This window comes from Burkholderia stagnalis (genome assembly GCF_039848545.1).
GTDB lineage: Bacteria > Pseudomonadota > Gammaproteobacteria > Burkholderiales > Burkholderiaceae > Burkholderia > Burkholderia stagnalis.
Window position 1 is genome coordinate 528,673 of the sequence record NZ_CP156685.1, and the last position, 24,197, is coordinate 552,869.

Here is a 24,197-nt window from a genome sequence, read left to right on the forward strand (position 1 = left end):
CACGCTATCGCTGCTTTGAGCAGCTGTCCTCCTCAGTTTTCAAACGGATCGCATCAGGGGTGCCCGTGGCAACTTGCGAGGACGGTGAGTTCCGTCATCTCGTGGCGCAATTGCAGGCTTGGTTCCGCGTGGAGGTGCCAGTATGACGTTCGCGAGTTTCAAGAACGCGCGCATTGCCCGTTCCAGCTGGTTAGATGAAGGTGGCCGGCGATTGGATTGCAACCCGTATATGTCCGGAGCGTTGGAGGCTAGGGAGACCTTGCGGCAATTGGCTTGGCGTAAGGATAGCCTTCATCAGGTCACGATCGATATGTTTGATTCGGGTCGAGAAAGTCGCAACTGGGTCGATGCCCCAGAGCTCGGGATTCGGTATATGGGTAGCTCGGCTATTAATCTGGCTGACTTATCTTACTTGCCTCTAATCTCGAAAAAACAAGTAGAACGAAACCCTAGACTCTTGGTGAAGAAGGATTGGTCGCTGATTACTCGGTCAGGCACCGTTGGGCGTATGGCCTATGTTAGGTCGGATATGGCTGGCTTGGCGTGCTCAGAGGATGTGTTGCGAGTTGTCCCCAACCCAGAAGTTATTTCGCCCGGCTATCTGTACGCCTTCCTCTCAAGTCGCTATGGCGTTCCCTTGGTTGTCTCGGGAACCTATGGGGCAATCATTCAGCACATTGAGCCTGAACACATCGCCGACTTGCCTGTACCTAGATTCGATGGCGACTTCGAAAACCAAATCGACAAGCTAGTTACAGGAGCTGCTAACAACATCAGTGAATCGAGCCGCCTAACAAGTCTTGCAACGCAGACACTGTTGCAGGCTATTGGGCGCAGTGATTTGCGTGACGACATGTGGCATCTGGACACAAGGGCGGGGGGATGGAAAGAAAGCTCGGTGACATCTGAGAGTCTCCGCGCGCTTAACTATGACCCACGAATTGCCGAAATTCGTCGTGAGATTGAAGCTGGTCCGCATTCCCAACTGGGAACCCTGTGTGATCCCTCTCAGTTTAAAGGTAAAATTATTTTCACGCGGATTGATGCTGATCCTGAACATGGCTATATGCTCCTTGGGCAACGAAACGCGTTTCACCTACGACCAGAGGGGAGGTGGATTTCACGTAAGTCGGTAGCCGGCCTTGGGCTTATTGTTCCACCTGGCACTACGCTCATACCTTCTCACGGAACGCTGGGCGAATTTGAGCTTTACTGCCGCGCACTGATCGTTACTAGGCGCACATCGCAGTACGCCTACAGTGGAGATTTTTTCCGATGCGTTCCAATCAAAGGTAGTATTGAGCCCGGCTATCTATTTGCGTTCATGCGATCGCGCTTAGCGTTCCGTATGCTTCGCTCTATCAGTATTGGAGGCAAACAACAAGAGCAGCATCCTGCAATGATGTATCGCCTGCCAATTCCACGACTAGATAGGACTAGGGAGCGTGAAATTGCGGCACTGATCGACAAAGCCAATAATCTTTACGACCAAGGCTTGAATGCAGAAGATCAGGCTCGCTCGCTAATCGAAGAAAAGATCCGAAACGGAGGAATCTGATGGCCAAAGTGATCCCAGTAGGCCAGCCGGTCAACGACGCAGAGCGCAGCGCCATCGCCTACCTGCGGGATCGCTTGCCAGACAGTGTTGTTCTGCTTCACAACTTCGAGATCGAGCGCCAAGGCGAGCGATTTGAAATCGATATCGCATTGCTGACGCCGCACGCTCTCTACCTGATCGATGTGAAGGGCACGCGCGGCACCATCGATGTGTATGGCAACAAGTGGTACCCCGAGGGGCGCGCACCATACCCGTCTCCGCTAGGTAAGCTGCGAGGACATGCCCGCACGTTGAAGGGCTTGGTGACCCAAGCCAATCCAGGACGGCATGAGTTGGACGACATCTACGTGGATGCCGCCATCCTGCTCACTGCGCCCGATGCCCATCTGAGCGATCGCGAACAGGTCGATGCGGATCGGGTAGTGAGGCTGAAGGACGCAGAGCGCTACTTCAAGGATGCCACGCGCGTCCCTGTGCGCTTTTCCAAGAACATTATGCAGCAGCAGGGTTTAATCCTGCATGCCTTGAAGGTGGTGAAGCCGGCCTCTTCCGTGCAGCGCTTTGGACACTGGGAGGTGAAGGAGAGGCTCGGGGCGGCAGAGGCCTACACCGAGTTCCGTGCCGAGAACGCATTCGCAGGCGGTACGGCCCGCCTGCGGGTGTACCAGGCTGACCCTTATCAACCTGAAGACGTGCGCAAGGCGCAGGCCAACCGCATCGCCAACTCCTACCGGGCGCTTTCCAAGCTGCCACTGCACCCCAATATTGTGGCCGCGAGGGACTTCTTCCCCACCGATGATGATAAGTCTTTCATCCTGATCTTGGACGATGCGCCGGGCCAAGCACTCACTGTGCACATGGCCCGGCCTCAGTTGGCATTGACGCTAGACCAGAAGTGGCGAGTCGCCAAAGATCTACTGGCAGCTCTGGCCCACGCGCACATCCACGGGGTGGTACATCGCAACCTCACGCCAGGCGCTATCTTGATTGGCCAGGATGGTACGACGCGCGTCACAGACTTCGATTTCGCCAAGCCCGGCGTGGACCGCAGCCTGACGATTGCGTCGGACATTGTTGATCTGGTGGAGAAAGCGTATGTGGCGCCTGAGGCGTTCCGGGAGCCGGGCGCGGCATCGGCCGCATCAGACATTTTTTCCGCAGGCGTCATCCTCTACGAACTGTTCACAGGTGAGCGCCCGTTCGCGGGCGAGCCGACCACGGTGTGGGATCGGGCCGGCGAATTCCTGAACAAGCCATCTGTGCTGCGGCCGGAGTTGAACGAAACCTTTGACGCCTGGTTGCAGAGCCTGTGCGCATTTGATGAACACCAGCGACTGACCGCATCGGCCGCGTTGGCTGCATTGAATGCCTTGTTGCAACCCGTAGCGCAACCTGGCGTCGAGCCTATCGAAGCGCCGAAGCCCGACTCGGTTGAGGCAACGGATGACCAAACCGACTACTTGAACCTCGCTTCGGGCTACCGCCTGACCCACAAGTTCATCATCGAAAAGAAGCTGGGGCGTGGCAGCTTTGGCGTGGTCTACAAGGTGATCGATACCTTGGGTGATGTGGCGCGCACGGTGAAGCTCATCGTCAGCGACCGGCACTCGACCCTGGAGCGCTTGAAGAAGGAGTACCGCCATCTGGTGCATATCCCTGAGCACCCACACGTGGTGCGTGTGCTGGATGCGGATGTGATTCCTGGGCGGGACATTCCCTTCCTTGTGTTCGAGTACGTAGAAGGAGCCGACGTTCGCGACATGATCCATGATCGACTTTTGTCACCCGAAGACGCGCTGGAACTGGGCAAGCAGGTGATTGAGGGCCTGGTGCATCTGCATGCGCAGGGCTTCCATCACTGCGACATCAAGCCGCGCAACCTCTTGTGGACGCAGAAGGGGGCCAAGATCATCGACTTCAATGTCTCCGTGCGAGCTGACGACAACGAGTCGCGGGGCGGTGGTTCCAGGCGCTATCTACCGCCTGACTTCGACCCAGAGGTCATCCCGCACAACGGAGAACGCGCCGATCGTGATCTGTATGCTCTGGGCTTGACCTTGTATGAAGCACTGACCTCCCGCTACCCCTGGGACACGACCGAGCCCCCCGTAAACAAGCCTGCGCCGGACCCTCGTGAGCTGTCTGGGTTTGCTGATCTGGCGCCGGAGCTGGTGAATGTAGTGTTGAAAGCAATTGCCCCGCGCCGGGCTGAGCGCTATTACTCCGCCATTGATTTTCGAGATGCGCTGGCAGAGGTGCGTCACGCGCGGCGTATTCAAACAGTTAGCCTGGCTGCTATAGCGGCGGCCAACAGTGGTCAAGTCGTTTTGGCCGAATCAGCGCCGAACAGCAATGCATTTGTCTCGCACTTATTGACGCTTTACAGCCAGAGCCGCCGCAGCAATGCCGGTACGCGTGGCATGGATGCCCTTGGGTTCTCCGCCTATGTGGACACCGCACTGGATCGGGCCTTGTTGCCCGCCGTGCTGCAGGGTGAGTTCCGTTTGGTGCTGATCTCGGGTAATGCGGGCGATGGCAAGACGGCGTTCTTGCAACGGCTGGAGAAGGAAGTCGAAGTCCAAGGCGGTTCTGCCAATCGTGGCCTCCCCAATGGCAGTGAGCTCACCTTGGATGGCAAGCGCTTCCTGATTAACTATGACGGTAGCCAGGATGAGGGCAACAAGGACAACAACCAGGTCCTGTTAGACTTTTTGACCCCGTTCAAAGGCAGCGACGCGAAGGTATGGAGGCCGCAAGAAACTCGACTGATCGCGATCAATGAAGGCCGATTGGTGGACTTCCTCGCAACCCATGAGGGAGACTTCCCTGCGCTCACCGCGTTGGTTCGGCGTGCGTTCCTAACCGGTGAGGCTGAGTCTGGCGTGGCGGTGGTAAACCTGAACCTCCGTAGCGTCGTCGCCGATGCTGAAGGTGGTTCGATTCTGGAGCGCACGCTGCGAAGTATTGTGCGGCCCGAGAACTGGTCCGCTTGCGAACAGTGTGACTTGAAGGACAGCTGCTACGCCTTGCACAACGCGCGCAGCTTCCAGGATGAGATCGCTGGCCCGCGCTTGCTGGAGCGCCTCAAGACGATTTACACCATGGCGCACCTGCGCGGGCGCTTGCACATTACGATGCGTGATTTGCGCTCGGCCCTGTCATTCATGCTGATTGGCAACCGCGACTGTGGCGAGATTCATGCCCTTTACGCGGCCGGCAAGCACGATGCGGTGGCACGCAGCTTCTACTTCAACAGCTGGATGGGTGTCGGGCAAGCCACAGCGGATCGATTGCTCACGCTGTTGAGCGATCTTGATGTGGGCAAGCAAGAAGACCCACGTTTTGATCGAGGGTTGGACTTTGTTCAGCCAGATGACCGGGCCTTGTTCCGATTTGAGCACCGGGGGCAGTTCGACTTTGAGGTATTGAAGCGCCTGTTCGGCGACTTGCCGCGTGGAGTGTCGGATTCATCGGTCCGTCAGCGTGCGCGTAAGCACCGTGAGTATGTGGCCATGGCTCGCCGCAAACACTTCTTCGAGCGGCGCGACGCCAGCTGGGAAAAGATGCTGCCATATCGCTCAGCCAAGCGCATGGTGGAAATCATTCGAGGGGCAACGCCCATCGACGAGCTCACGAGCGACATCCTGCATGCAATCAACCGAGGTGAGGGTCTGCAGCGGCCAGAGCGGCTGGGTGCCAGCTTGGCTTTGCAATTGCGACAGGTCGAGCACGGCACGGTTCGCAGCTATCGCTTGTTCCCTGTCGAGGGATTCGGGCTTCAAGTTCAAGACTTTGCGGCCAAGGCTCGTTTCGTTGAGCACCTGCCGACAGGCCTGCTGCTGAAGTTCCAGGGCCAAGGCGCAGGTGCCATCACCAGTGAGTTGATCATCAACCTCGACGTGTTCGAGATGTTGGTGCGCCTGAACGAAGGCTACCGGCCTAGCGTTGAGGAGATGCAGGGCTTCTATCTCTGCCTCGGCGTGTTCAAAAACAGTCTGAACGCACAGCCCTACCGGGAAATTCTGCTGACTACAACCGGGCACGACTTCTATCGTCTGGCTCGCTATGATGATGGCCGTGTGGAGATGCGCTTACTGCAGGAGACGGTGTCGGGCGTGCGTCAAGATGAAGCCGTAGAAAACGGCGTCAGGGGGAACTGATGGCATTGCAGAAGAAGGACAGGGAGTTCCGACTCCCGAAGATCAGCTATCTCGACTTCAAGACCATCGAGATGGACCGGGTGCTCACGGGCCTGTTCGAGCGCCTAGAGCATGGCGGCTATCCGAGCGTTTTCCGCGACAAGCGCGAGCTGACCGTGGACAAGTTCGTCGATGACATCATCGACGCCAGCGACAAGTTCTTGGGCTTCGCGCAGCACCGAGATATGGTCGAGCGTTGGGTGGAAACCCACCTGATGGACATTGTGAACCGGGGGAAGAAGAACGCAGCCGTGGCTGGCCCACGCCCACTGCATGGATACACCTATCGCTTCCGCAATCCGAAGCACTCGCGTGATTATGGTGCGGCCCAACATCTCTATCAGATGCTGCACCACGCACGCAACCTTGCTGGCCACAAGGCCATCGAGCATTTGAAGGGCTTCTTCTTCGATGGGTTCGACAAGCTCACGCGTGAGTTGAACGACAAAGCACTGACGGACATCGAGACGGCAACGCTGTTGCACTTCTTGTCTCAGCGAAAGGACACAGCGGACACGCGCGCGGGCGGTGATCGGTTCGCGCCGGTTTGTATCGGATCGGCCGACCTGATGGCTGAGGACATCCAGCGACTGCTGTTTTACAAGCCCTTCATGCCGCGCTCGGTAATGGTGGAGTACCTGAAGGTGCTGCTGTCGTTCCACCTGGCGCTGTATCACGTGCGGCTGCTAAAGCTGCTGCCCGCGTGGCAGAAGCAGGAAGGAGCGAATTCGCTGTGCGCCGAATCTGCGTGCCCGATGAAGCCGCGCGAGCAACGCGAGCCTCAAGGTGATTGCCCTTACAAGCTCAGTTTGTTTGTTGACCTATCGGGTAGTGCGGAGTCCGCGACTGCTGCGCTGGCTGAGCGCAGCGCAGATGGTTACTACCGGCGCATCCCAGGCTTTGTCCGGGCGTACTTCGTCGCAAAAAAGCTGGACGAGTTCTCGGAGCACCTCGTTCGGCGCGGCAAGTTGATCCGCCCCTTGAACTCGGTGTTTTCGGTGGGTGAGCTGTACGGACTGCAGGGCGAGCCCTTTGCGGAAGAGCGGGACAAGTTTTTCGGCGAACGCTTGGCCGGGCTCCTGGAATCCCTGTCCGAAGGAGGCGGGGGATTGGACGCTGAGGTCGAGGCCATAACTAAGATGGGGCTTTCCGATTTCGAGACCTACATCGAGATTCTGGTGGCCCTGCGTGGCGCCTTCCACCGGAAGTACATCATTGAATCGCTGGACGCGACGATGTTGAAGAACAAGTCGGGCGCGTTACTGGCGCAAACCCGTGCACGCAACGCCCCTCGGCGATTTGCGCTGGAGAGCCGCTTGCTGGAAGTTCTTCTGCAGATTGCAGTTTTGCGGCCAGGCGGGGATCAGGGCTACTTCACAGGGGAAATGCGGATCGATGATCTCCTGTCGTTCCTACGTGAACGCTATGGGCTCTACATCGATCAATTGCCCCCAGGTGAGGGCTTCAGCACACCGACCATCGACGAGCGCAAAGCCTTGCGGAGCAATGTGCAGGCTTTCACTGGGCGCCTCCGTGAAATCGGCTTCTATCGAGACCTTTCCGATGCCTATGTGACCCAGACAGTTGTGCCGCGCTACACGATTGCAGAACGAGCCGAAGGAGCGCGCGCGTGAGCCAAGGACTGCGTGAACTCACCAACCAGGAACTGAATGCTGCGCTGGAATCTGTCCTGCTGCCAAGGTTGTCCGTGCTGCTTGCTGCTCGCGACCTTGGGCATTGCATGCGGGTCACGGATTTGGACCGAGAGCTGATGATTCGACTGGCTGGCGGCCTGCGGGCTGCCGTGCCGTCTGCCAATGTCGTGGTTCTGGCGGACGACAGCTTGCGTGCAATGGCACCTGACTTGGCCGTTAGCAGTACAAAACTGGTTGAGCTGCGAAATCCTCTGCCTAACGATGAACTTCGGCCTCCGTTGCTGGTGTTCGTGCCGAACGACCTGCGTGTTTCGGCGGAAGACTCCTTTGGTGTTGCGACGTTTGAAGAGGTCGAGATTGACGGCGCCTATGTCGAACTGAACACTCAGCTGATTGCGCAGGTTCCTGCCAATTTGCGGGTTGCCGTAGCAGCGAGCTTGAACGACTTGCGTCGGAAGGAGTCCCGCTGGCGCTATGCAGATGATGTTGCTGTGGCGCGGTATTTGCTCACCTGCCAAGTCAACGAATTTGATCCAGATGCTATGGGGGCCGCGCTGTTTGAGCTGGCTCTGGTACCTGACTTTGAGCTGTTCCAGCAGGCCGAACGCGCGCCTGCGCGGATAGCTCGCAACCGGGAGTGTGTCGAGCGGATCACTTGGTCTACGAAGACCGAGCGTGTTCGTGCCTTGGAGCTGGGCTTGCTCGATCTCGGGTTCTGCAAGCAGCTGGGCGAGTTCTTTTCGCGAGTCGGCGTTGCCAATCCCAGGGAGTGGACTCAAGCAATCGTTCGCGACCGCGTGAACTGGCCCCTGGCGTTCAACAAGTGGCTTTTTGAGGACGGAGGCGTCAACCCTGATGCCATCTACATCTGTGATGTCGTTCTTCCGGACCTCCCGGTGGTGAAGGATGATAACGACGACTCACGCTTGGCAGAACTGATCGGGCACAAGGTGTTGCCCATCTCGAAAACTGGGCTCAAGAAGTTCAGCGTTTCTTTCCGTGTCGATCCCGTACCTTCAAAGGTGGAGGGCTTGTCCCGGTTTGTGGCGGAGGTCGTATCGCGTGACAACGGACCAACCGGGTTGCGTCGGCGTAAAGCTGCGTGGGCCAAGGGTACGGATTCAGGTGTGATCGCCTTCTCCTCGATTGGCAAGATTGACTGGGAGGAAGGGTGGCACTACGTGCGCGTGTATGCGGAAACCGAAGACGGTGACCGCATTCCGCTCGCTGATGGAGAGGGCAATCCTGTGCGTTTCAACAGTGACGCATCTGAGACGCACGCGAATCCGAACGAGAGCGATCTCTTCTATGTGGTCACCGACGATGAGGTCGAGGTAGAGCCACTACAACGTGCCGTGCCGCGCGAGGCGAGCTTGATCCATGCGTTGCTGCGAGCACGTTTTGCTGCCGTTGCCCAGGACCGAGACCCTGGTTCTGTTTCGGTCACGGGTTGTGGGTGGGTCGAGCGAAGCAGCAAGTCAGCGACCAGCGGTGAGACCTTGGAGATTCGCCTGGGCAAAGAAGGGAGGGCAAACGTCCTCGTGTCGGGTCTGTTAGCAAACTTGGAGCGTGCATTTCTTGATGATCCGGACGGCCTCAACCGTCTGAGACTCTCGGTTAGCGCGTCCGGCGTTGCCGCACGCTCCACGACATCGTTTAAGTGGCCGGTATCTGACGAGGTGGCACAGTTCAGAGAGGCACGAGCAACCTTCTTCGCAGCTGTACTACAGGGCGATCAGCGACTAATCATGCAGGCTAGCGACCTTCTGCACCTGCAGGAGCCTGCTCAAAACTATGCCGCCGCCTACTTGGCCTGGATTGATGCTGTGCTAGTGCGCTCCAGCTCAACTGATGCTGCCGTTGCACGGCAAGCTATCGATGAGCTGCGGTGCGCGCTCACGATTGATTCAGTTGCACTGGTGTTGGAGGATTACCAAGGTAGACGACGCGATGCTGTGCTGCTCGGGCCAACGCATCCACTGCGTGCCAATTGGCATGTCGCCTGGAGCTATCTCGGGCAGACCTGGATGGAGCAGAGCCGGTCGAGTAGCAAGGAGTTCGTGGTCCCTACCCGTGACGCGGTGATCAAGCAGCTTGCACCAGCGGCTTTTCCCCCAGTGGTTCCCTTTGGCGAAGAGCTGGGACGGACAGCGCTGGCGGTGGACAACATCAACCCATTCTGGTCGTTGTACGCAGCAACCGATGAGAAAGACCCTCGTGGATTGATTGGAGAGGTTTGCGCAGCGCTCGGACTGCCTGAGCCAGCAATCGTCGGTGCTACCATTGATAGCACGTATCTGGCCGCGCGCGTGCAGCGTTATCTCGTTCAGCACCCGTATGTCGAAACTCTGACGATCAACGCCTTCAATGCAGGGCGAGCAGGGGCATTGGCCGAAGTGCTGCTGACACTCCAGCGACATCCGGAGTTTGCCGATCTGCGGTACGACGTTAGGCTGTTCGTGCTTGACCCGGCTGCCCCATTGACGGGGGAAGCGCTGCTCGAACTCTTGTCGCCAGATTCTGGAACCAGTGCGAGGGAGGCGGATGCGTTCTCAACGCCGACCGATAGTCATCTGCACCCGAAACTGCGATTGGCCATCCGCGCGATCAAGGAGTTCCGCGACGCCCCGGATCTACACGCGGCGCATCTGTCGTTCTTGTTTGACCTGTTCCCGGCTGAGGAAATTCGAGCCGTAGATGTCCATGACAGCGACGACTCCTCCTTCGTCCATGGTCTGGTTCAGCCCTTTGAGGTGGACTATCTGGAAGACGAACAGTCCATCACCTGGCTTCGTCGCCCGCTACATGGTCCCGCACAGCCTCTCGAGGGGGCTGAGGCACTGTCCGATTTGATGGGGAGCATCTCCCGCGCAGTATCAGTAGCCGTGGCGACTGTCGCGCGCAGCCAGTACCTGCCGCACGCCCGCCCAGTGGTTGCGTTGAGCTTGTCCGCCGACGAGCGCGCAATGCTCCATCAGGTGCACGAGGTCAGTGATTGGGTACTCACGATTGATAGGAACCTCGGCATCGAGTTCTTTGATCATCGGCGGCACTCCACACGGCCAGACTATCTGATCGACCACTCGCCCGATATGGCGAACGCGATGAGCCATCGCTTGGCGATCACTTCGCGATCTGTAGCCGAGCTTGAGTCTTTGCTGGTGCCCATCCTAGGCGAGTATGGTCTGCCAAATACAGGTCGGCATGCCTTGGTGATGCTGGATCAGCTTCGCTCGCTGTCCGGTCGTTTGGCCCTGAAGTTGTTGTCCTCATCGTCGCAACGAGCCGAGGCGATGGGGCTCGCACTCTCGAGGCTGTTCCTCGAACATCAAGGCGTTTTCCAAAACCAGGTTGTGGTGCCGTTAGACGCGCATCTGGAGCTGTACAAGGTGCTACGTCAAACTGCCGAAGAGATGGGGGATGAGGTCAGCTTCCGCAGAACGGATCTTGCTCTGTTTGATCTCGACCCATCTAACCGAGAGGTGACTTGCCGTTTGGTCGAGGTGAAGTGCTACAGCAAGGTTGGTGATGTGGCCGCCTACGCCCAGTTGAAGGCGTCTATTGCCGAGCAAATCGCACAAACGGAAGAGGTTCTCGCCTACCACTTTGACCCGAAGCGAGCTGAGGTGGATCGTCCAGACCGCCCGATCAAGAATCGTGATCTGGCGGCGTTGCTCGGCTTTTATTTGGATCGATCAGAGCGCTACGGCGTAGTCTTGCCCGAGGCCGTCGAAGAAGCGCATTACTTCTTGCGACGCCTGGATGGGCGCCCCTACACGCTGAAGTTCACTCGAAGCGCCGTGGTCTTCGACTTCAGCAAACCGGGAACCGAGCCAGCCGAGCACGAAGATGGTATCGAGTTCTATCGTATCGGTAGCGACCTGATCCGACAGCTGGTGGAGTCGGCCGTGACCGACACTGAGACCGTTGCCAGCGTTCAGTTCGGCTATCCCGCCGACACGGCAGGGGAAATCACGCAGGAACTGCTGCGTCGCAGGGAGTTGGCACCTGCCGTACCAACCTTTGAGACAGCAGCCTTCCTCAGCCCGCCGCGCGATCGAACGCTCGCATGGGATGAGAACAGCCCACGAGTTGCTTACCAGCGACCCGAAGTCGCTCCTAGCATGCAGGCACCTGAATGTGTATCCGCACTGACGGTAACCCCTCAGCCGAGTACAGACGCTCAGCTTCCAATCGTCGCCGCTGAACCAGCGCCATCGCCAGCGGACGAGCCGGTTCCCGCTTCGATCTCGATGCAAGTACCAGTGTCAGCTCAGACTGACGAGGTGGTCGAGCCTGAGGGCCGTTCTGCTGTGCGTTCTCTTTCACCAGAAGGTGCGACGCCCAATGGCCACGTTTCCTACGACATCATGCTTGGCGCGACTGGCGAAACGCCACAGTACGGTCTGCTTGGCGAGGTATCAGGGCGCAAGGTGGCGCTGGACCTCAATCAAACCCACACCATCAGCCTGTTCGGTGTTCAGGGCGGCGGCAAAAGCTACACCTTGGGCAGCGTTGCAGAGATGGCTTCACTGGCGATCCCTGGTATCAATTGCTTGCCAGAGCCTCTGTCCACGGTGATCTTCCACTACAGCCCGACCATGGACTACAAGCCGGAGTTCACGTCGATGGTGGGCGCAAACAGTGTGGAAGACCAGGTCCGGGCGCTGAAGGAAGTCTATGGCGCTGAGCCGAAGGCGCTCGCAGATGTTTTGCTTCTTGTGCCTGCAGACAAGATCGAAGAGCGGCAGGGGGAGTACCCGGACATCGAGGTGCAGCCTTTGCAATTCTCTGCATCGGAGCTGAAGGCGTCGCACTGGAAATTCTTGATGGGTGCCGTGGGCAATCAGGCGACCTATCTCCGCCAGATCATGCGCATCATGAAAGCGATGCGCGATGACATCACCCTGGAGGGCTTGCGTGCAGGCATTGATGCGTCGTCGATTCCAGATCACTTGAAGGAACTAGCTCGGATGCGCCTCGACTTGGCCGCCGAGTACATCAATGATGCCACCTCGCTCACCGACGTGGTGAAGCCTGGGCGACTGATCATCGTGGACCTTCGAGACGAATTCATCGAGAAGGACGAAGCGCTCGGACTGTTCGTTGTGCTCCTGCAGTTGTTTGCCGATGCGCGGATCGATGGGCGCAGCTTCAACAAGCTGGTGGTGTTCGATGAGGCCCACAAGTACATCGAGAGCCCCGACCTCGTGGCTGGACTTATCGAGGTGGTACGAGAGATGCGGCACAAGGGAGTCAGCATCATGGTGGCGAGCCAAGACCCGCCGTCTGTGCCAGTGAGTCTGATCGAGCTGTCCAGCCAGATCATCATGCACAAGTTCAACTCACCTGCTTGGCTGAAGCACATTCAGAAGGCCAATGCTGCGCTTGGAAACCTGACCCCCGAGCGCATGGCCCTCCTTAAAGCTGGGGAAGCCTACGTCTGGTCAAGCAAGGCAACCGATGAGTCGTTCTCCAAAGGGGCCGTCAAGCTTCGGTGCAGACCTCGGGTGACCCAGCACGGTGGAGCGACTCATGTGGCGGTCAAGGTTTGAGGGCAGATGGCTCACCATCGCTGACGGTGCCAGGTATAGACGAAAAAAAGCACCGCGATCGCTCGCAAGTGCTTGATTTCCTACAGCCAAATTCGGTGGTGTGAACCGCCCCGAGTTTTGTGGAGGCTCCAACTCTTGAGAGAATGGAGCCACGAACAAGAAGCCAAGCAAGTTTTCCCCGGAAGTCCGAGAGCGCGCAGTGCGCCTGGTACGCGAGCAGCGTAGCGAGCACCCGTCGATGTGGGCGGCAGTCGAATCGATTGCGCCGATGATCGGCTGCACGCCGCAGACGCTGTTGGATTGGGTTAAGCGCGACGAGGTCGACCGTGGAGAGCGCGATGGCGTGAGTACGGCCGAGCGTGAACGCATCAAGGCCTTGGAGCGCGAGGTCAAGGAACTGCGCCGGACCAATGAGATTCTCAAACTGGCGAGCGCGTTTTTCGCCCAGGCGGAGCTCGACCGCCGTTTCAAGTCCTGAAGGCCTTCGTCGATCAGCATCGCGACACCTTCGGGGTCGAGCCGATCTGCAAGGTCTTGCGGATTGCCCCGTCGGGCTACCGACGCCATGCAGCACAACTTCGCGATCCGTCGAAGCGCTGCGCCCGCGCGAAACGCGATGAGCTTTTGCAACCGGAGATCAAGCGTGTCTGGCAGGCCAACATGCAGGTCTACGGCGTGCCGAAGGTCTGGAAGCAGATGAACCGGGAAGGCATTGCAGTGGCACGCTGCACGGTCGGACGGTTGATGAAGCTGCAGGGCTTGCGTGGCGCAGTTCGCGGTAAGCGTGTTCGCACGACGATTCCCGAGGTGACCGCGCCGCGCCCGCTGGACCGAGTCAACCGGCAGTTCAAGGCTGACCGACCGAATCAGCTCTGGGTGTCGGATTTTACGTATGTCTCGACATGGCAAGGCTGGCTGTACGTGGCATTCGTGATCGACGTGTTTGCCCGCCGTATTGTTGGCTGGCGCGTCAGCTCGTCGATGACCACGGACTTCGTTCTGGATGCACTTGAACAAGCGCTGTACGCCCGCCAACCGGGTGAGGACGGGACTTTGATTCATCATTCCGACAGAGGGTCTCAATACGTCAGCATCCGCTACAGCGAACGGCTGGCTGAGGCCGGCATCGAGCCGTCGGTCGGCAACCGGGGCGACAGCTACGACAATGCGCTGGCCGAAACGATCAACGGCCTGTATAAGACGGAACTGATTCATCGGCGCGCCCCTTGGAAAACGAGGGAATCCGTCGAACTGGCAACGCTGGAATGGGTCGCCTGGTACAACCATCATCGGCTGATGGAACCGCTCGGCTATATCCCGCCTGCTGAAGCTGAGGCAAACTACTACAGGCAACTCAGAAATGCCGCTGACGTGTCCGCATTAACTTAACTGTGCGATTCGCAGACATCGTTTCACTTTTTTGAAGGCCGTTTCTTTGGCGCGTCGGAACCCGTGGCGCCCGTAGGGAACACGCGTTCCGACGCGCGCCGATGATGTTCGCCGAGGATTTTGTCGACCCGCCATTCACGGTGCCGAATTCGCTCTTTCCGCTCGTCGTACGCACCTTCCACCGCTTCCGCGAGAGGTGTGATTTCACCCAGCTCCGCAATGCGGTCAACCGGAGTCTTTCCACCGAGTGAGCCGTGTGGCCGACGCCAGTTGTAGTCGAACTGCCACTCTTCGATTCGCAAGTCGATTGCCCGCTCTGTCGGGGCATGGTGGAACCAGAATTCGTTCAGGTCAGTAAGCTGCGAACGTTCAACTTTGCCATTGAGGTGCGGCGAGCGTGGTGGAATTGGCCGGAATTTAATGCACTCGTTCATCAGGCGCCGCTGCACGGATTCAGCGAAGAACTCACCGCCGCGATCGGTCTGGATACGTTGAATCGGAAACGGCATCTCCTCGATGACGCGATCAAGGAAAAACAGCGTATTTCGGGCATTTCTACGGGGGTAGACGGCCAGCACACGAAAGCGTGAACAGTCGTCGATGGCCGTGTACTGGTAGACGCCTCGTGCAATCTTCATCGTGTCCATCTGGACGCGGTCTCCGGGAACTGGACGGCTGTAGCGCCTCGGTTGTGCCGGCCTCCTGGGGCGAACCAACGGCTTCACCGATGCTTCGCACAGGACCTTGTGAATGGTCGCAAGGGACAGTTCTCTTTGTTCGTTCAGACGCAATTCGTTCTGAATCCGCCGTGCCCCCTTGCGCTCGGCCCGCAGGCGAAGAATCGTTGCCCGATCAGCGTCAGAGACCTTTCGATTCGGGCTGGTCAGAGGGCGACGGCTTTGACAGCGAAGACCTTCTTCTCCCGCCTCCTGGTAGCGGCGCAGCCACTTGCGAAGCGTCGGCCTGGAGATGCCACAACGCGTGCACACGAGACCGGCGTTGCCGGTCTCGTGATACATGCGCACCCAACGTAATCGCATCGAGATTTCGCGCTCCATCGTCCCATATTAGTTGAAACGATGTCCGTGAATCACACACTTAAACTGCGTTGGCTTTTTCGCGTCTGTCAGGGCGTGCCTTCACGCTTTTGCGGTTTGCAGTTCTTGATATGGTCGAGAATAAGACGTTTTGTCGGTAACCCATAGCGCAAAAAAGGCTCCGAGGAGCCTTTTTTTATTTCTGTGTCGCTGACACTACCGAAATGCGTCAAACATCAATATTCCCCGCCCTCAACGCATTCGACTCAATAAACGCCCGCCGCGGCTCAACCTCATCCCCCATCAGGGTAGTAAAGATCCCATCCGCCGCAATCGCGTCTTCGATCTGCACGCGCAGCAGTCGTCGCACCGCCGGATCCATCGTCGTTTCCCACAGCTGCTCGGGGTTCATCTCCCCCAGCCCCTTATACCGCTGCTTCGAAACGTTGCGTTCTGCGTCGGCAAGCAACCACTTCATCGCACTCTTGAAGTCCGCCACAGCCATGCTGCGCTCCCCGCGCTTGATGACCGCACCCTCCCCAATGAGCCCCTTGAACGTATTTGCGGTGTTCACAAGCTGCTGATAATCCGCGGTGTGCTGGAACTCCTCATCGATGACGGAAACCCGCACATTCCCGTGATGAGCCCGCTCAACGCGCAGCGACCGCAGCTCCCGCACCGGATCATACGAAGGCACCACCCGCACTTCATTCTTGAGCGCTTCATCATGCAACGCAGCATGCAGCGCCTTCGCCGAAGCCTCAGTCGATTCTTCGCTGGAGAGATCGATCACAACCCCATCCATCACCGCCTCAAGCGCCGCCGGGTCATACAACCGGCTCAACCGCCCGATCACGCTCTGCGACATCAGATACGACCTAGCAAGCTCCCCAAGCGCATCCCCCGAAATCGCTGCCGCATTCTCACCCGGCACCAGTTCCGACCCTTGCAGCGCCAACCGCAGCATATGCGCGTTGAGTTCCGAATCATCCTTCAGATACCGCTCATCCTTGCCCGCCTTGATCTTGTAAAGCGGCGGCTGCGCGATATACACATACCCGCGCTCGATCATGTCCGGCATCTGCCGATAGAGGAACGTGAGCAGCAGCGTCCGAATATGCGCACCGTCGACGTCCGCGTCGGTCATGATGATGATGCGGTGATACCGAAGCTTGTCGAGGTTGTAATCATCCTTGCCGATCCCGCACCCGAGCGCGGTCACGAGCGTCACGATCTGCTCCGACGACAGCAGCTTGTCATACCGTGCCTTCTCGACGTTCAGCACCTTGCCGCGCAGCGGCAGGATCGCCTGGAACTTCCGGTCACGCCCTTGCTTGGCCGACCCACCTGCCGAGTCACCCTCGACGATGTAGATTTCGCACTTTGCCGGGTCTTTCTCCTGGCAATCAGCAAGCTTGCCCGGCAGCCCGACGCCGTCGAGCACGCCCTTGCGTCGCGTCATCTCACGCGCCTTCCGCGCCGCATCCCGCGCACGAGCCGCCTCGACAATCTTCCCGCAGATGATCTTCGCGTCGTTCGGCGTTTCGAGCAGGAACTCTTCCAGCGCCTTCGCCACGACTTCCTCGACCGGCGCACGCACTTCCGAAGAAACCAGCTTGTCCTTCGTCTGCGAGCTGAACTTCGGCTCCGGCACCTTCACCGACAGCACGCAGGACAAACCTTCGCGCATGTCATCGCCGGACGTCTCGACCTTCGCCTTCTTCGCGATTTCGTTATCGGCGATGTACTTGTTGATGACGCGCGTCATCGCGGCCCGCAGGCCGGTCAGGTGCGTGCCGCCATCCCGCTGCGGAATGTTGTTCGTGAAGCACAGCACGTTTTCGTTGTAGCTGTCGTTCCACTGCATCGCGACTTCCACGCCCACGCCATCCTTCTCGCCGTTCACGTGGAAGATGGTCGGGTGCAGGTTGCTCTTCGTCTTGTTGATGTACTCGACGAAGCCCTTCACCCCGCCGGCGAACGCGAAATCGTCTTCCTTGCCGGTACGCAGATCGGTGAGACGAATCCGCACGCCGTTGTTCAGGAACGAAAGCTCGCGCATCCGCTTGGCAAGAATGTCGTAGTGATACTCGACAGTGCCGAAGATCGTCGGATCGGCCATGAAGTGCACTTCGGTGCCGCGGTTCTCGGTATCGCCGGTCACCAGCATCGGCGACACTTCCACGCCGTCGACCATTTCGAGCACGCGATCCTGCGCGACGCCGCGATGGAACTCCATGAACCGCTTCTTGCCGTCGCGGCGCACGGTGAGGCGCAGCCAGCTCGACAGCGCGTTCACGCACGACACGCCCACGCCGTGCAGGCCGCCGGACACCTTGTAGCTGTTCTGGTCGAACTTGCCGCCCGCATGCAGCTCGGTCATCACGATCTCGGCGGCGCTGCGCTTCGGCTCGTGCTTGTCGTTCATCTTCACGTCGGTCGGAATCCCGCGGCCGTTGTCGGTCACGGAAATCGAGTTGTCGGCGTGAATCGTCACGTGGATGTCGTTGCAGTAGCCGGCCAGCGCTTCGTCGATCGAGTTGTCGAGCACCTCGAACACGAGGTGGTGCAGACCGGTGCCGTCCGACGTGTCGCCGATGTACATCCCGGGGCGCTTGCGCACCGCCTCCAGACCCTCGAGGATCTGAATCGACGAGGCGCCGTAGCTGCTGTTATCGGGCTGCGTATTGTGCTGTTCACTCATGGATATCTTCCGGTTCTGCGAGGCCACTCAAGCGGCGCCGTGGTGCGTTTTCTCGCGAAAACGCCGGGCCGCTCCAGGTTTACTGACCCGTCCAAGGCACCGGCCCGGCGCCAAAAGGAGGGGTTTTCGATTCGCCATAAAAACGCCAAAGGGGCTTGCCGCCCCCTGGTGTGTGTCGTGATGTCGCGCGCGTCAGATGCGCATCGGCATCACGACATACTTGAACTCGTCGTTCTCGGGCACCGTGATCAGGGCGCTCGAGCTCGCGTCGCCGAGGCTCACCTGCACGGTGTCCACCTTCAGGTTCGCGAGCACGTCGAGGAGATACGTGACGTTGAAGCCGATGTCGACGGTGTCGCCCTGGTAGGCGATTTCCAGCTCTTCCTGCGCCTCTTCCTGGTCGGCGTTGGTCGACATGATCTTCAGCTGGCCCGGCGCGATGATGCAGCGCACGCCCTTGAACTTGTCCGAGGTCAGGATCGCCGCGCGCTGCAGCGAACGCTGCAGTTCCTCACGGCCGATCTCGAACGTGTTCTTGTGCGCCTTCGGGATCACGCGCTGGAAGTCGGGGAACTTGCCCTCGACCAGCTTCGACACGAGCTCGACCTGGCCGAAGGTGAACTTGGCCTGGGTTTGCGCGATGTCGATGGTGACGGTGTCGTCGATGTCCTCGAGCAGGCGCTGCAGCTCGAGGATGGTCTTGCGCGGCACGATCACTTCCTGGCGGCCGAACGCACCGCCCTCGATCTTCATCGACGAGAACGCGAGGCGGTGGCCGTCGGTCGCAACCGCCATCAGCTGGTCGCCGTCGACGACGAGCAGCATGCCGTTCAGGTAGTAGCGGATGTCCTGCTGCGCCATCGCGAAGTGCACCATGCCGAGCAGCTGGCGGAACGACTTCTGCGGCACGCTCAGGTTCGCGCCGAAATCCTTCGCCTGTGCGACGGTCGGGAACTCGTCGGCCGCGAGCGTCTGCAGTGCGAAGCGGCTCTTGCCCGACTGCACCGTCAGGCGCTTGTCGGCGAGCGACAGCGTGACCTGGCCGTCCGGCATCGCGCGCAGGATGTCGAGCAGCTTGCGGGCCGCGACGGTGGTGGCCACCTGGTCGCCGCCGACGCCGAAATCGGCGCGCGTGGTGATCTGCAGCTCGAGGTCGGTCGACAGGAACGAAACGTCCGCGCCGTTCTTGGTGATCAGCAGGTTGGCGAGGATCGGCAACGTGTGGCGGCGTTCGACGATGCCGCTGACCGTTTGCAGCGGCCTGAGGAGGGTGTCTCGTTCGGTCTTGACCAGTTGCATAGAGTTCCTTCGTTGAGATAACGGCCTGCAGCAGCCTCGCAACGCTCCGCCGGCCGGGCTCATGGCCCGCCCCCGCCGGAGCGGTCAAACCTATATTGTGCCTCAAAACCGAACCGCCCCCCTTAAATTGGGGCGGACGCCGAATTCTCAACCGGGCGCGCCGGTCAGCCCTTCAGCGTCTGTTCCAGCACGTGCAGCTCGTGGTTGAGCTGTGCATCCTTGCTCCGCTCGTCGGCGATCTTGCGCACCGCGTGCAGCACGGTGGTGTGATCGCGCCCGCCGAACAGCTCGCCGATTTCCGGCAGGCTCTTCTGCGTGAGTTCCTTCGCGAGGTACATCGCGATCTGCCGCGGCCGCGCGATGTTCGCGGGGCGCTTCTTCGAATACATGTCGGCGACCTTGATGTTGTAGAAATCGGCGACGGTCTTCTGGATGTTCTCGACCGAAATCTGCCGGTTCTGCACGGTCAGCAGGTCCTTCAGCGCTTCCTTGGTCAGCTCGATCGAGATCTCGCGGCCGTGGAACTTCGAATACGCGAGGATCTTGCGCAGCGCGCCTTCGAGTTCGCGCACGTTCGAGCGCAGGTGCTTCGCGACGAAGAACGCGACGTCCTCCGACAGGTTCACGCCTTCCGACTGCGCCTTGCGCATCAGGATCGCGACCCGCATTTCCAGCTCGGGCGGCTCGATCGCGACGGTCAGGCCCGAATCGAAGCGCGAGATCAGGCGGTCGTCGATCCCCGAAATCTCCTTCGGGTACGTGTCGCTGGTGATGATCACCTGCGCCTTGTTCGCGACCAGCGCCTCGAACGCGTAGAAGAATTCCTCTTGCGTGCGCGACTTGCCGGAGAAGAACTGGATATCGTCGATCAGCAGCAGGTCGAGCGAATGATAGTAGCGCTTGAAATCGTCGAACGCCTTGCGCTGGTACGCCTTCACGACATCCGAAACGTACTGTTCGGCGTGGATGTAGCGGATTCGCGCGCCCGGCTTGTCGAGCAGCAGCTGGTTGCCGATCGCGTGGATCAGGTGGGTCTTGCCGAGGCCGACGCCGCCGTACAGGAACAGCGGGTTGTACGAGATGCCGGGGTTGTCCGCGACCTGGATCGCGGCGGCGCGCGCGAGCTGGTTCGCCTTGCCCGTCACGAAGTTGTCGAACGTGAGCACCGGGTTCAGCTTCGAACGCTCGTACATCGAATCGCTCTCGCCGGCGGCGGCCGGCGCGGCGCCGTTGCCCGGCCGCCAGGTGCGGCGGCCCGCGGCCGCTTCATGCGCGGGCAGGCTCGGCAGGTCGATGTCGGCGTCGTCGGCGTGCAGGTGCGCGGCGGCCTGCGGGCTCAGCGGCGCATCGATCGGCGCGGCAGCGGCAGGGGCGCCCGCCGCGGCTGCGGCGAGGTTCGCGGCAATCGCGGCCACCGTCGCGGCCGGGCCGCTGGCCGGCGCCAGCGGGGCGCGCGGCGCGGCCGGTGCGGCGCCGGGCGCCGCACTGCGCATGCCGGCCTTCGGATCGAGGACGAACTGGACTTCGATCGGCGCATTCCAGAAATCCCGGGCCAGATCGGAGATCCGTCCCGAAAACTGGCTCTTGACCCAGTCCAGCTTGAAGCGGTTCGGCGCGGCGATGGACAGCGTGTTCGCCGCCGCATCGAAGGCCACCGGGGCCAAGGGTTTGATCCACGTCACGTACTGCTGGGGCGTCAGCTCGCGCTCCAGCAGTGCGGAACAGTGTTGCCAGAAATCGTTCATCAAGTAACTGTCGTTTTTTGCGTGCACTATGGCTCGCCGTCGCCCTTGTCGCGGATGCGCAACAAGGCCCGAAGCGGTCGTGCGAGCATGCCTCGGGGCCCTGCGTCACAGCGGTGGAGAGGCAGGCGCGAGCCGAAGCGGCGTGCGGGATTCTTGGAGATAAGGCGAGATTCTACCCGCAAAAACGGCCACAGCGTGAGTTATCCACAGGGCTGTGCTGTGGGGTGCGGGGCCGGATCGCAGAGTGCTGACGCACTTGGATAGCTTCTAAAGTGTTGACCGTCAAGAGAAAAACGGATTAAATAGCGGGTTCCGCGAAAACCAATCCTGTATTTCCGGCGATTGCGTTCGCCCGAAGGCGTCCTGGTAAGGGCACGCGGTCCCCTGAATTTCGACATTCTCGAACAAGTGAGAGCATCATGAAACGTACTTACCAACCGTCCGTGACCCGTCGCAAGCGCACCCACGGCTTCCGTGTCCGCATGAAGACGGCAGGTGGCCGCAAGGTCATCAACGCACGCCGCGCGAAGGGCCGCAAGCGCCTGGCCATCTAAGGCAGGCTGCGCGCTGTGACCGCCGTCCGCAGTCCTGCGGAGGGGGCCGTCGAGCCGGGTGCGAATCCGTTGCAGACGAAGGCCGCCTTTCCGAAAGCTGCGCGACTTCTGAAAACGGATGAATTTTCATCCGTTTTTCGTTTGCGCCCGTGGCGGCGCTCCGCGCACTTCGTGATTTACGGCAAGCCGACGGGCCAGCCCGCCCGACTGGGGCTCGTCGTCGGCAAGAAGTATGCGCCGCGCGCAGTGACGCGCAACCTCGTGAAGCGGCTCGCACGCGATGCGTTTCGCCTGCGCCGGGCCGAGTTCGCCGGTTACGACGTGCTGCTGCGCCAGCACACGCGCTTCGACAAGAAAGCGCTGCCGAGCGCGGCTTCCGCCCCGCTCGCGGCGATGTGCGCGGCCGAGATCCGCGAGCTGCTCGATCGGGCAGCCCGGGAGATCGTCCGCCGTGCGTCGAAGCCCGCGTCCGAGTGACGCACCGCCCGCCGCGGCGGCGTTCGCGCCTGCCCGGCCGGCTTTGAAGCGGCGCTGCCCTGACGCCGCCCCTGGTATGCAAACGGTTCTGATCGCGTTGCTGCGTTTCTACAAGGTTGCCGTGAGTCCGCTGCTCGGCAACCGTTGCCGTTTTTATCCTTCCTGTTCGGATTACGCGCGCGAGGCAATCCAGTATCATGGCGCCGCGCGCGGCGCGTATCTCGCCGTCAGGCGCGTGTGCCGATGCCACCCGTTTTCCGCGGGCGGCGTCGACCTCGTTCCGCCGCCCAACTCCGACACACGCGCTCGCGGCCAGGCCGAAGCGCGGTCCCATCGACTCTGAGACAACGCATGGATATCAAACGCACCGTCCTATGGGTGATCTTCTTCATGTCAGCTGTCATGCTGTACGACAACTGGCAGCGGTCCCATGGACGCCCGTCGATGTTCTTCCCGAACACCACGCAGACGGCCCCGGCGGCAGCAGGCGGCGCATCCGGCACCGGCGCGGCCGGTAATGCCGCGACCACGGCCGGCGGCGTGCCCGCGGCGGCCACCGGCGCGGCGCCCGCGACGACGGCCCCGGCCGCGCAGGCGCAGCTCGTGAAGTTCTCGACCGATGTGTACGACGGCGAGATCGACACGCGCGGCGGCACGCTCGCGAAGCTCACGCTGAAGAAGCAGGGCGACGGCAAGCAGCCGGACCTGTACATCACGCTGTTCGACCACACGGCCGGCCACACGTACCTCGCGCGCACGGGCCTGCTCGGCGGCGACTTCCCGAACCACAACGACGTCTACTCGCAGGTCAACGCGGGCGCGACGTCGCTGGCGGCCGACCAGAACGCGCTGAAGCTGTCGTTCGAATCGCCGGTGAAGGGCGGCGTGAAGGTCGTGAAGACGTATACGTTCACGCGCGGCAGCTACGTGATCGGCGTCGATACCAAGATCGACAACGTCGGCGCCGCGCCGGTGTCGCCGACGGTCTACATGGAACTCGTGCGCGACAACACGCCGGTCGAGACGCCGATGTTCTCGCATACGTTCCTCGGGCCGGCGGTCTACACGGATACGAAGCACTTCCAGAAGATCGACTTCGGCGATCTGGACAAGAACAAGGCGACCTTCGAGAAGTCGGCCGACAACGGCTGGGTTGCGATGGTGCAGCACTACTTCGCGTCGGCGTGGATTCCGCAGCAGGGCGCGAAGCGTGACATCTACGCTGAAAAGATCGATCCGACGCTGTACCGCGTCGGCGTGAAGCAGCCGGTCGCGGCGATCGCGCCGGGCCAGTCGGTCGACGTGTCGGCGCGCCTGTTCGCCGGCCCGGAAGAAGAGCGCATGCTGGAAGGCATCGCGCCGGGCCTGGAGCTGGTGAAGGACTACGGCTGGGTGACGATCATCGCGAAGCCGCTGTTCTGGCTGCTCGAGAAGATCCACGGCTTCGTCGGCAACTGGGGCTGGGCGATCGTGCTGCTCACGCTCTTGATCAAGGCCGTGTTCTTCCCGCTGTCGGCCGCGAGCTACAAGTCGATGGCGCGCATGAAGGAAATCACGCCGCGCATGCAGGCGCTGCGCGAACGCTTCAAGAGCGATCCGCAGAAGATGAACGCCGCGCTGATGGAGCTGTACAAGACCGAGAAGGTCAATCCGTTCGGCGGCTGCCTGCCGGTCGTGATCCAGATCCCGGTGTTCATCTCGCTGTACTGGGTGCTGCTCGCGTCGGTGGAAATGCGCGGCGCGCCGTGGATTCTGTGGATCCACGACCTGTCGCAGCGCGATCCGTACTTCATCCTGCCGGTGCTGATGGCCGTCTCGATGTTCGTGCAGACCAAGCTGAACCCGACGCCGCCGGACCCGGTGCAGGCGAAGATGATGATGTTCATGCCGATCGCGTTCTCGGTCATGTTCTTCTTCTTCCCGGCGGGCCTCGTGCTGTACTACGTCGTGAACAACGTGCTGTCGATCGCGCAGCAGTACTACATCACCCGCACGATCGGGGCCGCGAAGAAAACCGCCTGACGG

Annotated in this window: 13 protein-coding genes and 1 other annotated feature; of the genes, 9 read left to right on the top strand and 4 right to left on the bottom strand. The window is 60.3% G+C overall.

What is annotated here, in order from left to right; all coding sequences use genetic code 11:
- The first annotated feature begins 142 nt into the window (after window positions 1-142).
- The 5 genes from mads5 to ABFO07_RS02565 all read left to right on the top strand — a co-directional run bounded on the left by mads5 (window position 143) and on the right by ABFO07_RS02565 (window position 14,356).
- Complete coding sequence (gene mads5 / locus ABFO07_RS02545) at window positions 143-1,558, top strand: methylation-associated defense system restriction endonuclease subunit S MAD5 (protein ID WP_347468228.1); 1,416 nt, start codon at window positions 143-145, stop codon at window positions 1,556-1,558.
- Window positions 1,558-5,718 carry a methylation-associated defense system protein kinase MAD6 gene (gene mads6 / locus ABFO07_RS02550; protein ID WP_347468230.1) on the top strand — a complete coding sequence of 1,387 codons (4,161 nt, stop codon included), beginning with the start codon at window positions 1,558-1,560 and terminating at the stop codon, window positions 5,716-5,718. The genes mads5 and mads6 overlap by 1 nt, the downstream gene beginning before the upstream one ends.
- Complete coding sequence (gene mads7 / locus ABFO07_RS02555) at window positions 5,718-7,391, top strand: methylation-associated defense system protein MAD7 (protein WP_336752072.1); 1,674 nt, start codon at window positions 5,718-5,720, stop codon at window positions 7,389-7,391. The genes mads6 and mads7 overlap by 1 nt, the downstream gene beginning before the upstream one ends.
- The gene (mads8, locus tag ABFO07_RS02560; RefSeq protein WP_347468232.1) at window positions 7,388-12,967 is read left to right on the top strand and encodes a methylation-associated defense system ATP-binding protein MAD8; all 5,580 of its coding nucleotides are present in this window, start codon (window positions 7,388-7,390) and stop codon (window positions 12,965-12,967) included. Before mads7 ends, mads8 begins: the two co-directional genes overlap by 4 nt.
- A 199-nt stretch (window positions 12,968-13,166) precedes the next feature.
- Window positions 13,167-14,356 (top strand): IS3 family transposase gene (locus ABFO07_RS02565; RefSeq protein WP_347468233.1). Its coding sequence is split into 2 segments (ribosomal slippage): window positions 13,167-13,410 and window positions 13,410-14,356, totalling 1,191 coding nucleotides; the frame shifts between segments, so codons are not numbered across the junction.
- Window positions 13,400-13,516, top strand: a sequence feature (AL1L pseudoknot). (Overlaps the previous gene by 117 nt.)
- Before the next feature lie 23 nt (window positions 14,357-14,379).
- Here the strand turns inward: ABFO07_RS02565 and ABFO07_RS02570 are convergent.
- The 4 genes from ABFO07_RS02570 to dnaA form a co-directional block, all read right to left on the bottom strand.
- Window positions 14,380-15,396 (bottom strand): IS481-like element ISBcen24 family transposase, encoded by a 1,017-nt coding sequence (locus ABFO07_RS02570; RefSeq protein ID WP_081086592.1) that lies wholly within the window; start codon window positions 15,394-15,396, stop codon window positions 14,380-14,382.
- A 226-nt stretch (window positions 15,397-15,622) separates the two neighbouring features.
- Entirely contained in the window at window positions 15,623-18,097 is a 2,475-nt protein-coding gene (gene gyrB / locus ABFO07_RS02575; protein ID WP_059563614.1) for a DNA topoisomerase (ATP-hydrolyzing) subunit B, read from the bottom strand.
- Between the two features lie 192 nt (window positions 18,098-18,289).
- Window positions 18,290-19,396, bottom strand: coding sequence for a DNA polymerase III subunit beta (dnaN, locus tag ABFO07_RS02580; RefSeq protein ID WP_059563615.1), 1,107 nt, complete (start codon window positions 19,394-19,396; stop codon window positions 18,290-18,292).
- A 164-nt stretch (window positions 19,397-19,560) separates the two neighbouring features.
- Entirely contained in the window at window positions 19,561-21,141 is a 1,581-nt protein-coding gene (dnaA, locus tag ABFO07_RS02585) for a chromosomal replication initiator protein DnaA (protein WP_059882054.1), read from the bottom strand.
- A 419-nt stretch (window positions 21,142-21,560) separates the two neighbouring features.
- Between dnaA and rpmH the strand changes: the two genes are divergently transcribed.
- The 4 genes from rpmH to yidC all read left to right on the top strand — a co-directional run bounded on the left by rpmH (window position 21,561) and on the right by yidC (window position 24,194).
- Window positions 21,561-21,695, top strand: coding sequence for a 50S ribosomal protein L34 (gene rpmH, locus ABFO07_RS02590; protein ID WP_004198824.1), 135 nt, complete (start codon window positions 21,561-21,563; stop codon window positions 21,693-21,695).
- 15 nt (window positions 21,696-21,710) lie between these two features.
- Entirely contained in the window at window positions 21,711-22,172 is a 462-nt protein-coding gene (gene rnpA, locus ABFO07_RS02595; protein ID WP_034178137.1) for a ribonuclease P protein component, read from the top strand.
- Window positions 22,173-22,248: 76 nt separating this feature from the next.
- Window positions 22,249-22,515: a membrane protein insertion efficiency factor YidD gene (gene yidD / locus ABFO07_RS02600; protein WP_059563617.1), complete on the top strand. Its 267-nt coding sequence runs from the start codon at window positions 22,249-22,251 to the stop codon at window positions 22,513-22,515.
- Window positions 22,516-22,523: 8 nt separating this feature from the next.
- Window positions 22,524-24,194, top strand: coding sequence for a membrane protein insertase YidC (yidC, locus tag ABFO07_RS02605; RefSeq protein ID WP_059920385.1), 1,671 nt, complete (start codon window positions 22,524-22,526; stop codon window positions 24,192-24,194).
- Window positions 24,195-24,197: the final 3 nt, after the last annotated feature.

Coding starts and splice junctions, on each gene's coding strand:
- mads5 (WP_347468228.1), top strand. CDS start 143: ATGACGTTCGCGAGTTTCAAGAACGCGCGCATTGCCCGTTCCAGCTGG.
- gyrB (WP_059563614.1), bottom strand. CDS start 18,097: ATGAGTGAACAGCACAATACGCAGCCCGATAACAGCAGCTACGGCGCC.
- dnaA (WP_059882054.1), bottom strand. CDS start 21,141: ATGAACGATTTCTGGCAACACTGTTCCGCACTGCTGGAGCGCGAGCTG.
- ABFO07_RS02570 (WP_081086592.1), bottom strand. CDS start 15,396: ATGCGATTACGTTGGGTGCGCATGTATCACGAGACCGGCAACGCCGGT.
- rpmH (WP_004198824.1), top strand. CDS start 21,561: ATGAAACGTACTTACCAACCGTCCGTGACCCGTCGCAAGCGCACCCAC.
- yidC (WP_059920385.1), top strand. CDS start 22,524: ATGGATATCAAACGCACCGTCCTATGGGTGATCTTCTTCATGTCAGCT.
- yidD (WP_059563617.1), top strand. CDS start 22,249: ATGCAAACGGTTCTGATCGCGTTGCTGCGTTTCTACAAGGTTGCCGTG.
- dnaN (WP_059563615.1), bottom strand. CDS start 19,396: ATGCAACTGGTCAAGACCGAACGAGACACCCTCCTCAGGCCGCTGCAA.
- mads6 (WP_347468230.1), top strand. CDS start 1,558: ATGGCCAAAGTGATCCCAGTAGGCCAGCCGGTCAACGACGCAGAGCGC.
- mads7 (WP_336752072.1), top strand. CDS start 5,718: ATGGCATTGCAGAAGAAGGACAGGGAGTTCCGACTCCCGAAGATCAGC.